This window comes from Streptomyces sp. NPDC054813, from assembly GCF_053611365.1.
Genome location: NZ_JBSHAF010000062.1, coordinates 1 through 10,714, shown reverse-complemented (window position 1 = coordinate 10,714; position 10,714 = coordinate 1). Strand labels below are relative to the sequence as shown.

Annotated in this window: 9 protein-coding genes and 1 pseudogene; 4 read left to right on the top strand and 6 right to left on the bottom strand. The window is 68.6% G+C overall.

The window, feature by feature from the left end; genetic code table 11:
* The coding region (locus tag ACWGJB_RS49575; RefSeq protein WP_453386601.1) for a YhjD/YihY/BrkB family envelope integrity protein at positions 1–848 on the bottom strand (848 nt) is incomplete at its 3' end.
* A gap of 464 nt (positions 849–1,312) precedes the next feature.
* Positions 1,313–1,486: a CsbD family protein gene (locus ACWGJB_RS49570; RefSeq protein ID WP_079133780.1), complete on the bottom strand. Its 174-nt coding sequence runs from the start codon at positions 1,484–1,486 to the stop codon at positions 1,313–1,315.
* A 139-nt stretch (positions 1,487–1,625) separates the two neighbouring features.
* Here ACWGJB_RS49570 and ACWGJB_RS49565 point away from each other — a divergent pair, with 139 nt between their 5' ends.
* On the top strand, positions 1,626–1,796 hold the full coding sequence (locus tag ACWGJB_RS49565) for a hypothetical protein (protein ID WP_037952753.1): 171 nt from the start codon (positions 1,626–1,628) through the stop codon (positions 1,794–1,796).
* 932 nt (positions 1,797–2,728) lie between these two features.
* Here the strand turns inward: ACWGJB_RS49565 and ACWGJB_RS49560 are convergent.
* Positions 2,729–3,937 carry a phospholipase D-like domain-containing protein gene (locus ACWGJB_RS49560; protein ID WP_453386600.1) on the bottom strand — a complete coding sequence of 403 codons (1,209 nt, stop codon included), beginning with the start codon at positions 3,935–3,937 and terminating at the stop codon, positions 2,729–2,731.
* Positions 3,938–4,269: 332 nt separating this feature from the next.
* Between ACWGJB_RS49560 and ACWGJB_RS49555 the strand changes: the two genes are divergently transcribed.
* Together ACWGJB_RS49555 and ACWGJB_RS49550 are read left to right on the top strand one after the other, a co-directional pair.
* Complete coding sequence (locus ACWGJB_RS49555) at positions 4,270–4,650, top strand: ATP-binding cassette domain-containing protein (protein WP_453386599.1); 381 nt, start codon at positions 4,270–4,272, stop codon at positions 4,648–4,650.
* 206 nt (positions 4,651–4,856) lie between these two features.
* Positions 4,857–5,036 carry a hypothetical protein gene (locus ACWGJB_RS49550; protein WP_453386598.1) on the top strand — a complete coding sequence of 60 codons (180 nt, stop codon included), beginning with the start codon at positions 4,857–4,859 and terminating at the stop codon, positions 5,034–5,036.
* A 476-nt stretch (positions 5,037–5,512) separates the two neighbouring features.
* Here ACWGJB_RS49550 and ACWGJB_RS49545 read toward each other — a convergent pair whose 3' ends face one another.
* On the bottom strand, positions 5,513–7,252 hold the full coding sequence (locus tag ACWGJB_RS49545; protein WP_453386597.1) for a SpoIIE family protein phosphatase: 1,740 nt from the start codon (positions 7,250–7,252) through the stop codon (positions 5,513–5,515).
* A 579-nt stretch (positions 7,253–7,831) separates the two neighbouring features.
* The gene (locus tag ACWGJB_RS49540; RefSeq protein WP_453386596.1) at positions 7,832–8,596 is read right to left on the bottom strand and encodes an SDR family NAD(P)-dependent oxidoreductase; all 765 of its coding nucleotides are present in this window, start codon (positions 8,594–8,596) and stop codon (positions 7,832–7,834) included.
* A gap of 1,266 nt (positions 8,597–9,862) precedes the next feature.
* On the opposite strand from ACWGJB_RS49540, the gene ACWGJB_RS49535 reads away from it, so the two are divergent.
* On the top strand, positions 9,863–10,570 hold the full coding sequence (locus ACWGJB_RS49535; RefSeq protein WP_453386595.1) for an SDR family oxidoreductase: 708 nt from the start codon (positions 9,863–9,865) through the stop codon (positions 10,568–10,570).
* 48 nt (positions 10,571–10,618) lie between these two features.
* On the opposite strand, the pseudogene ACWGJB_RS49530 reads toward ACWGJB_RS49535, so the two are convergent.
* Positions 10,619–10,714 (bottom strand): annotated as a pseudogene (locus ACWGJB_RS49530) (FAD-binding protein); the annotation flags it as partial.

The following is a 10,714-nucleotide window of genomic DNA, read 5'->3' as shown; positions in this document are numbered from 1 at the left end:
CGCGTCGGCGGGCCGCCCCTGGGTCCTCCCTGCCCCCCCCCGGCGCGCGCGCCCCTCCCCCCCCACCGGCGGGGGGGGGGGGGGGCGGGGGGCGGCCCGCCCGGCCCCCCCCGCGTCCTGCGGAGTGGGGGAGATGTCGGGTGTAGTGCCTCACTTTTGCGAGGTCCTGCCGATCGGGCGGGGCCACGCGGCTGCGGTGGTGCGGTCCGCCTCCACACTCGCCGCGATCGGGTACGGGCTGATGACAGATACGGCGCTCCGAGCACCGTTCCCACCCCGAGACGCGGCGCACCGCGCGAGGCCGGAGGCCGCGACCGCCCACGCGGCCGGCGGGCAGACACCGCTACGGGGCAACCGAGCGGCCTGCTCACGGTTCGTGCGGTGTCGGCGCGTGCGTGCCGTACTGAGCGAACCGGCCGAAGGGAAGGCCGCGAGCGGTCCCGCCGCAGGTACTGGACGACCGGCTCATCCCCCGTGCACGGGCTGCGCCAGCTCTGCGTTGAACTGAGGGCCGCCAGCAGGGACAGGTTGGACAGCCATAGCCAGACCAGGAAGACCACGACGCCTGCCAGTGAACCGTACAGACGGTGATAGGTGCTGACATGGGAGGTGCGGACGGCGAATCCGAGTGAGACCCCCAACAGGAGCACCTCACTGGCAGCCTGGCCCGGCTTCTGGGCCCGGTGCTGTCTCTGGGTACCTGGCCCCAGGCCGCCTGGGACGCACTGCGGTGGCCGGACGTGGCCGCGGTCGCCGTCGCCCTGGTACTCGTCCTGTACAGTTCGGGCCCGGCGCCCTCCTGCCCTGTCGGCAAGATGGCGCCCGGCGAGCCGTGTGACCGGCTGCATCATCCATGACGCGGACGCTCTCACCCCCCGTCCTCGGGTCGCCTCCTCCAGCACCACGGTGCGACACCACCCGGCCGCGTGTGTCGCGTACCGCACCAAGTGCCTGCTGCCCGAGACACTCTGGCCCTCACTGTAGGCATGCCCGGCACGCTTTTGGAGCAGCCGCTCCGGCCGGCGGACGGTCACAGGGGCCACGGCCCCTTGCCTCTCTCAGCCACCGTGCGGTGAACAGAGCCGTCGGCACGGTGCCGTGTCCGCCGGGGACTTGCGGGTGCGGGCCTGGTGGCGACCTGGGCGACGGCCATGGACGGGAAAACGTCGGTATGGTGGCGGTGAGAAGGCCGATGAGCAGTTGAGGCGAGACTCAGTGCCTGCGTGTTCGGCCCTCGGCGGTCCGTCGAAAGGGGCCTGTCCGGAGTGACGCCGGGCAGGCCCCTTTCGAACTCTCGGTGGAGAACGCAGGTTTAGTGCTTGAACGCGTCCTTCGCCTTTTCCTTGGCCTCACGGGCATCACCCGTGCTCTTCTCAGCCTGCCCCTCAGCAGCCATACGGTCGTTACCGATGGCGCTTCCCACGGCTTCCTTGGCCTTGCCCTCGGCCTGCTCGCTCTTTGCCTTGGCCTTCTCGCCGGCAGTCATGGAAGAGTACCTCCTGATAGCTCGTGTGCCGCTGTCGCGGTAACCCGCTAGTGCCCCGGCGTTCCTTTCACAAACAAAGCGTACTCGGTGAATGGCGACGGAATTGCAGGGCACACGAGCGTGCAGGAGGTTGATAAACATGGTTCCCCTGCTGCTTGTTCTGCTTCTTGCACTGCTCCTCTTTGGTGCCGGCTTCGCCATCAAGATCCTCTGGTGGGTCGCCGTCGCCGTCCTGGTGCTGTGGCTTCTCGGCTTCGTCATGCGCTCCACCACCGCCGGTGGTGGCCGAGGTCGTTGGTACCGATGGTGATCTGACCCGCAGCGCGCTTTCATCACGGGGTCCGGCCGATATGACGGCCGGGCCCCGTGCGCATGCCGGATGTGAGGCGACCTGGTGCGTAAGAGGCCATAGAGCCCATAGGCGTCCCAAACGGCAGCAGGGTAGGCGTGTTGTAGTCGGGGGCGGGACAGGCACGCGCGATGGAACCCGCGCGACCTCCTGCCGTGTCCCCGCCCCGGCCCTACCGGCGGCCGTGCGCCCAGCCGGGCTGCGGCGGCCTGCGGAGGTCCCGTGGGGCGACTCCCGGACACGGTGGCCGGCGACCGGGACGCGGCTACCGACGTGGCCTGGTAGGAAGCGGCCACGGCCGAGCTGATCCGTCGCAGCCCCGACCACGCCCGTACGGACCTCCCGTTGCCTTTCAGCGTCGGCTTCCGTTCGAAGCCTGACCCTGGGGAGACGTAACAGTGCTTCGATACCTGGATGCGGAGAGCGGCTCAGAGCCGGGCAGGGGCGGGGCCTTCTCCTCCCGGACTCCTGTACCACGAGGCCGGCTTCTTGTACGCGCCCCGTCCTCAACGCCGCCCGTGCGGGCCGGCTTGACCTGACAGACCTGGGCATGGGCCGCGGTGAACAAGGTCGCGGACGACCATGCGGCGCGCCGTCGCGGCAGCGTGTCCACCGGTGACCGAAGCCGTTTCCGGTTCTCAGCGGCCAGATGCGGCAACTCGCAGTGCGCTACGTCTCGTTCTGCGGCAGGGTCGCCAGGGGGGCGCCTACCTGTGGCCGAGCGGCCCCGCCGGCCGGCCCTGGAACCGCCCCGGTGGGCGGCTTTCGTGCGCCGCCGGGAGGACGTTCGGTCTGTAGGACCGCGGGTACGGCGTGCCTTCGCTTCACGCGTGCGGCGCCGGCCGGCTCGCGCGGCGCCTGCGGTTCGCCATTGTGCCAGGGTGCCGGTCGGCTCACAGGAAGCGTCGGATCGGGGTGACGGCGGCTTCCTTGGCGCGTTGCAGCACTGCCCGGCGTCTCCATCGAGTGAGCTCGATGCCCACGCTGTGGCGCAGGTCCGCCTCGTAGTCGCGGTCGAGGGAGGAAGTGAACTCCTCGTCCAGGACGGCGAGCATCACTTCTTCGTCGTGGTCCATGGACCGGCGGTTGAAATTGGTGGATCCGATGAGGGAGGCGATCGAGTCCACGGTGATGATCTTGGCGTGCATCATGGTCGGCTGGTACTGGCGGATGTGCACGCCGGCCTGCAGCAGACGCGTGTAGTGGTGTTGACCGGCGAGCTGGCAGGCGCGCTGGTCGGTGTGGGGGCCGGGCAGCAGGATCTCGACATGCACGCCGCGACGTGCGGTCTGGCACAGCAGGTCGACGAAGTAGGTGTCAGGGGCGAAGTAGGCGGTGGCCAGCCGGAAGCGTTCCTCGGCGGAGGTGAGCATGACCCGGATGAGGGTTTGCATGTCCTGCCAGCCGATGCTTGCGGAGCCGCGCACGACCTGCACCACCGACGAGCCGGCCTGCGGGTGTTCCGTGAAACGGTCGCGGTCATCGAAGAGGTCGTCGTGACACTCGGCCCAGTTCTGCGCGAACGCGGCCGCGATGCCGTCCACGGCCGGGCCGCGCACCTGGACGTGGGTGTCGCGCCACTCGGCAGAGTTGCGGGCATTGCCGCTCCATTCCTCCGCGATGCCGACGCCGCCGGTGAAGGCGGTGTGTTCGTCGACGATGAGGGCCTTGCGGTGGCAACGGTGGTTCTGTTTGAACGGTGACAGCCACACGGGTTTGCGGAACCAGGCCACCTGCACGCCCGCGGCGCTCATGAGGTCCAGCAGCCGCCGCTCGATCTCCTTGGATCCGAAGCCGTCGAGCAGCAGTCGCACGCGCACCCCCGCGCGGGCGCGGTCGGCCAGAGCGACGGCGAAGTCGTGGGCGATCTGACCCCGCCAATACACGAACGTCATCATGTCGACGGTGTGCCGAGCCGAACGGATCGCCCCGAGCATCGCGGGGAAGATCTCATCACCGTTGCGCAGGGGCACCAGGTCATTGCCTTCGGTGGCGGCCACACCGATCAGTCGCTCCAGGCGACGGCGTAGGCGCTGCTTGCGCGCCGCTGCGTCAGGCGCGGTGTCGCGCGCAGGGGGTGCCGGTACGCCGTCGAGTATCACGCCGAATCTCCCACTGGACCATGAAGACAGAACGTCACGGGCCGCTGAGCGAGCCCGAACAATCACATTCCCGGCCGGCGCCGTGGCACTCCAGCAGTCTGCCTGGACCGAGCCCACGGACACCGCGACGTCAGCCGCACAGTCTTTGCTGAGGATGCCACTCAGGCGATCACCGTCGTGTCGTCACGACGCTCGTTTGACGCTCCAGACGTCCGCAAGGGTGGTCAGTGCAAATCATGTGCAGGCAGCGACGACGCGCCACCGGTCACACCGGCCACGGCTGCGGATCAGCGGAGTCTGCAAGGGGTACGGCGGCAGGCAGGTCCTGCACGATGTTCACGGTCGGACAGCATCTGGGGTTGTTCCAGATGGCCTACCGCATGCCGACGCTGGAGCGCGTCGGGGAGCTGATGGAGCTGCTGGCGCTGACCGGCTGCCGGCGACAGCAGGTCGGCGATCTCAGTGGCGGAACGCGACAGAAGCTGAACCTGCTGATCGCTCTCATGCACGATCCGCAGTTGCTTGTCCTGGACGAGCCCTACCAGGGCTTCGACTGGGACACCCATCAGCGGTTCTGGACCCTGGCCGCCGATCTACGTGATCAGGGCCGGTCGATCATCGTGGTCTCTCACCTGCTGCACGACCAGCACCACTTCGACACGATCGCTCATCTGCGCCAGGGGCGCCTGCACTTCGAAGGGGCCAACCGTTGAGGCTCTCCTGGACGGCATTCACCGAACTGCTGCGCTGCACTCTGCTGGGCCACCTGCGCAACCGGCTGGCTTTTTCTGGCGGTCGCGTTCATCCCCGTCTGGATCGCCGTGGCACGTCTGTGCACCTCCGACACAGTGGTTCGCATCCGGCTGGACGCCATCAGCGGCCACGTCTCCGCTCCGGCCAGCCCTCGCAGGTGGGCCAGGTGGCCAGCGGGCTGGGCGCCGTCACCATGGTCGCCGGCTTCATCGCCTTCACCGAGACCTTCCCATCCCGGGAGATGGACCGCCGTCTGCTGCTGGCCAGGCTGAGCATGATGATGAGGAAGAAGCCCTCCAGCTCGCCGCGGACCAGAGAGCCGAGCAGAAGACCGATGCCGCCGTAGGCGAGGCCGGCGCCCGCAAGGGGTCGACACCGGCCTGCCGAATCCCGTCTTCAACACACTCATGGATGTGACAGGCGTGTCCGCGCTTCCTCTGTACGGCGTGAACCAGCTGGCGCTGAGCTCAGCCCTCCCCCCCCACATCCCCTGGTCCCACGGCCTGCTCTCCCTCACCTGGTCGCGGAGCCGACCTGGACACCATGACGCCGATACCCGCGGGCACCGCAGGGACCTGCCGTACGCCTTCACCAATCAGCTCCTCCTGGCCGCCCCCGACCTACATGCCCACGGTGGCCGTCCTCCGCGGCGAACCGGCACGCGGACACCGCGTTCTGGCCCCGCTCACCGGCGGGGCAGTGCGGGGCTCGCACAGCGCGAAGTTCCCGCGCGGCGGAGAGAGGCGTTCGAAGCCTCAGCCCACCGGCTCAGGAGCTTCGACAGTCTCCCGTTCCGCCCACTCGACCTGCCTCACGCGCGGGTCAGGCGGGTCCTACGGGAGGGGGTGTGCGCAGCGCGATCATGGCGACGTCGTCATCGTTGTCGCTGGGGCGGACCTGGTCCAGCAGCAAGTCGCAGAAGGAGTCGAGGGGGCGGTGGGCGAGGGAGGCCGCGTGTCGGCGCAGCCGGTCAAGCCCGTGATCGATGGAGTGGTGCGGGGATTCGACCAGTCCGTCGGTGTAGAGCAGGAGCGTGGCCTGGGGTGGCAGGACGGTGACGGCGTCGGGGCGAGGTCTGGTGACTCCGGTTCCGAGGAGTATGCCGTGAGCCTCGTCGAGGTAGCGGGTCTGACCGTCGTGGGTGATGAGCAGGGGCGGCGGGTGGCCGGCGTTCGTCCAGCGTAGGCGCCACAGTGTGTCATTCCCGAGGGTGAGCCTGGCGAGGATCATGGTGGCCATAGGTACCTCTGCTATGTGCATCACGGCATCGTCGAGCCGTGTGACGACGGCGCTGGGTGCGGCCTCGGGGTGGGACCAGGCGAAGGCGCGCAGCATGTTGCGGACCTGCGCCATGCCGGCTGCGGCGTCGAGATCGTGTCCGACGACGTCGCCGATGGCCAGTGCGTGGGCGTGGGCGGCCAGAGCGAAGGCGTCGTACCAGTCACCGCCCACGGATGAGGCGTCCGGAGCGGGTACGTAGCGCGCGGTCATCTCCAGCCCGGGCAGGACGGGCAGCTGGGGCAGCAGGTGGCGTTGCATGGTCTCGGCGACTTTGCGCTGGCGCTGGTACAGGCGCGCGTTGTCCAGCGCCAGGCCCGCCCGGCGGGTGAGGTCCTCCAGCAGCGGCAGGTCGGCAGGGGTGAAGGCGTCATGACGCTGGGCGCGGCCCAGGGTCAGGGCGCCGAGTACGTCCCGCAGTCCGCGAATGGGTGCGATGGCGGCGGAGTGCATACCTGTCGCGGTGAACAGGCGCTGCTGCTCGACCGCTATGCCGGAGTCGGGCGGACCTTGGTAGGTGGCGGGGCCGGCGAGGGAGGAGGCGGCGCCGCGCAGGGCCCGTGACAGGGGCATCGGTGACTCCGCCGGCACGGGAGGCATCGGGCCCTGCAGGTCGTCCCGCTCGACGAGAATGCCGTCCTTGTGCTCCATCACGAGAACGCGTCGTACTTCGTCACGTTCGGTGAGCAGGTCGAACACGGCCCAGTCCGCGAGCCGGGGCACGGTCAGGGCCGCCAGTCGGTGCAGCGCCTCGTCCGCGTCCAGGGTGGATGTGAGCTGCGTGGTCGTCTCCGCCAGCAGGGACAGGCGGTCCAGTTCCGTCAGCGGCGCGGAGTGCCCGCCGTCGGTGTGGCGCACGTCCCCTGGCTTCGGCTCGTACAGCATCGCCAGCGCACCTGTCCCGCCCGGACCGGGTGAGTAGGGCGTGACCAGCCAGGACAACTGGACGAGAGCGCCGTCCCCGCAGGCGAACCACTCGGCGTCGCCATGTCTGGTGTCCCCCGTGAGGATGGCCTTCCTCATCAGGCAGCGCGTGCGTGGCACCGAGTGCCCGTATCTGTCCCGGTGCAGCAGGTCGTGGAAGTCCTGACCGACGAGTTCCGAGGCTTCCCTGCCCAGCAGGCTTTGGGCCGCGCTGTTGACCGCGACAATGAGGCCATCGTCATCGACCGCGATGGCGGACGCCCGCAGGTTTTCCAGCGTTCCGTCGAGCAGGGCGCCAGAACGCGCCTGATGCCCGGACAGGGGAAGACTTTCCCTGCCGGGAGCGGCGACGTCGTCCATGTCTCTCCTCTGTTCAAGCCCGAATCGTGTCGAGTACCCCAACCGGATTCCGGCATGCATCGAAGGCTCGTCTTCCCTGCTGCGACTGCTCGAGCACATCTTGGTGGTGCAGGAAGAAGCTGTCCTTGAAGTCCCGAATGACGGTCGCGAGTGATGAGGAGGAATGGACTGTTGGTCTTGACGCCCATTTGACGTTCTCGGCGCACGCACGCGGAGCAATGAGCCGGAAAACGGTTCCCTGAGCTGGTGTCCTTCGTGACTCGTCCCGGACGACCTCTTTCCGATGACGCACCACGTGGAGTGCGTTGCCATCCTTGAACCGGTCACGAAGACCACCTGACCTGCGGTTTTATGTGTGCGGATTATGTGCGACGTGGGCTTTACGGGTGATATCTGTATGCTCGTGACGCTCATTCGGCGCTCGTTCTGATGGGGTGTCAGGTGTGTCGACGGGCTGGTCAGGCCACCTGCCCGTCGACTTCGACGGCATAACATTCCTGGCCCTATCGCTTCATCATGCAAGAGGGCGCCGCGGCCATTTCGACGGCCACGGCGCACTGCTCCAGGATCGAAGAGGTATCAGACCAGTTCCAGGCCACCGTCGACGGTGAGGACCTGCCCGGTCAGCCAGGTGGTCACCGGGTCGGAGAGTCGGACGATCCACTCGGCGACCTCCTCCGGTTCACCGCGACGGCAGAGCGGAATGAGGGCGGCTTCCGCCTTCTTGGCCTGTTCGATGGCCGCGTCGGGAAGTCCCGCGGCGGCCAGGGCCTCGCTCTCGGTCGGCCCGGGGGCGACGGCGTTGACGCGGATGCCCTCGGCCGCGAGTTCAACGGCCCAGCTGCGGGTGAGGTGTTCGATGGCGGCCTTGGATGCCGCGTAGTGGGCGGCGTTCGGCGCGGCCTTGTGGCCGTAGGTGCTGGAGACGTTGACGATCGTGCCCTTGCTCCGGCGCAGATGCGACAGGGCGGCGTGCGCCAGCAGGATGGGGGCGAGGACGTGCAGGTCGAACAGGGCGATGACGGCTGCGGGATCGGTGTCGGCCAGCGGCATCATGCGGAAGACTCCGGCGTTGTTGACCAGGACGTCCAGTTGCCCCCAGCGCTCGACGGCGGTGGCGATCACGCCCTCCGCGGCTTCCGGGGCGCTCAGGTCGGCCGAGTGGACGGCGATCGACGGGTGTGCGGCTGCGGTTTCCTCCAGAGCATCGATGCGGCGGCCGACTGCCGGCACGTTGGCCCCTGCGTTGGCGAAGGCGCGTGCGGTGGCGCGGCCGATACCGGTGCCGGCGCCGGTGACGATGACGACGCGCTCGTTGAGGTCAGCAGGGAGCTTGGTGTTCATGACTACCTTTCGGTGTTCGGTGTGCACTGTTCGTTGAGGGGCGCTCAGTGGCCCCGTCCGGGTTGGTCTGATGGGTGTTCGCCGACAGGCGCGAGCACGGAGGGGGTATGGAGGGGGCGGACTCTCCGGACCGGTCCAGGTCCGTCTCCTCCTCGTTGCCCGTGCGCGGTGTCGAGGTGTGGCCGGCCCTGGGCAGGAACAGGGCGAGGACCACGCCTATGGCGACCGCGACCGTGGCTATCAGGAAGGAGATGCGGAAGCCCCGCATGGTCGGGACGGGGACGCCGTCGATGGTCTGCGAGGTGTTGGCCAGCACCATAGGCGTGGTCGCGGGAGCCGAGCACCCTGCTGGTGCTGACGGTCTGTAGGGCGCTGGCCCACACCCCGGTGGATGTAGTCCAGCGCGCGTGCCTGCCCGGAGCGCTGGGCGCTGTGCCGGGTGTGGCGGCTGCCCTCGTGGTCGGGGTGCAGCAGCAGCCGGGTCAGTTGCTCCAAGCTTCCGCCGACGCGGGCCACGTGGCAGGCGTTCGCCGCGGTGATCCGGTGACCGTGCTCCGCAACGCCCTGGCGGTCGCCGCGCAGGTTCACCGTGTGGCCGTCGGGGCTGAGCCTGCTGTAGCTGCCTGCCGCGTAGCGGACGGTGAGGTCCCCGAGCCTGATCAGCTCTGTGGCAGCCCAGGGCAGGACTGCCAGTCCCTGCTGGGTCGTTTGGGTGTCTGTGACTGCCTCTGATTTGCATTTCGCCGGGTGTGAAGAGGTCTGTGTGTAGTGCGATCCGGGCGTGTTATGCGGCATTCTGGGGTCGTCCCAAGGACTTGGACGCCACCCTGGCCCGCTAAGACCGCAGGTGGTGTCCGGAACCGACCTCCGATCGGTGCCGGCGAAGCCTCCAGGTTTGCCGTCCTGCGGGCTTTCGTGCGCCCCGTCACCGGCCGGAGGCAGGCGTCCCCATCACGGCTCGACCGGACGCGAACGAGAGGCCTGCCAGGGGCGCCGCGCTGGATCCGAGCCGGTCGACTCGGGTCGTTCAAGGGGCAGTTTGGGAGGCCGGTGCCGCTGACTGCCTCTGAGCGACCCGGGTCGAACCGGGGTCGAATCAGAGCGTTTTCCTCCGACTGCCTTCGATCGCCTCGGCAACCCGACCTAGCAGGTCACAGCCTCTTCGGCGTCAGTAAGCCCAGGTCAGAGAGGTGCGTCGGTGGTACCGGCAGTCCCAGGAAGAAGGGTCTGCTGGCTGACCCGGCGGCCGGGGCGCAGGCTGGACACATGACGACAACACTGATCACCGGAGCCAACAAGGGCATCGGCTACGAGACCGCCCGCCAGCTCATCGCCGCAGGTCACACCGTGTACGTGGGTGCCAGGGACGCCGAGCGCGGCCGCCGGGCCGCCGAGGAACTGGGCGCCCGGTTCGTCCTCCTCGACGTCACCGACGACGCCTCCGTCGACGCCGCGGCCAAGACGATCGAGGCCGACGGCGGACTGGACGTCCTGATCAACAACGCCGGGATCGAGACCCGGACCGCGGACAACAGCGTGCCGACCGCCGAGACCGTGACCGCCGACCATATGCGGAACACCTTCGAGACCAACGTCTTCGGTGTGGTCCGCGTCCTGCACGCCTTCCTGCCGCTGCTGCGGCGCTCGGCGGCACCGGTCGTGGTCAACGTCAGCAGCGGACTGGCCTCGCTGACCGCCCTCTCCGACCCCGATCACCCCGCCCACTTCTACCCGGGCATCGCCTACCCGACCTCCAAGACCGCAGTGAACATGCTCACCGTGCAGTTCGCGAAGGCGTTCCCGGACATGCGGATCAACTCCGTCGAGCCCGGCTTCACCAAGACCGACCTGAACGGCAACACGGGCACGCAGACCGTGGCGGAGGGCGCCGAGATCATCGTCCGGATGGCACAGCTCGGCCCGGACGGACCGACCGGCGGCTACTTCGACGTCAACGGCCCGCTGTCCTGGTGAGTCACAGGAGTCACAGCTGAACCAGCCGGGGCGCGATGCCCTTCGCGCTCCCGCGCGGTGCTGGATGGCGCCGGAGATGCCGTTGGCGATGTACAGCTGCGGGGAGACGGACTTGCCGGTCTGGCCGACCTGGTTGGTGTGCGG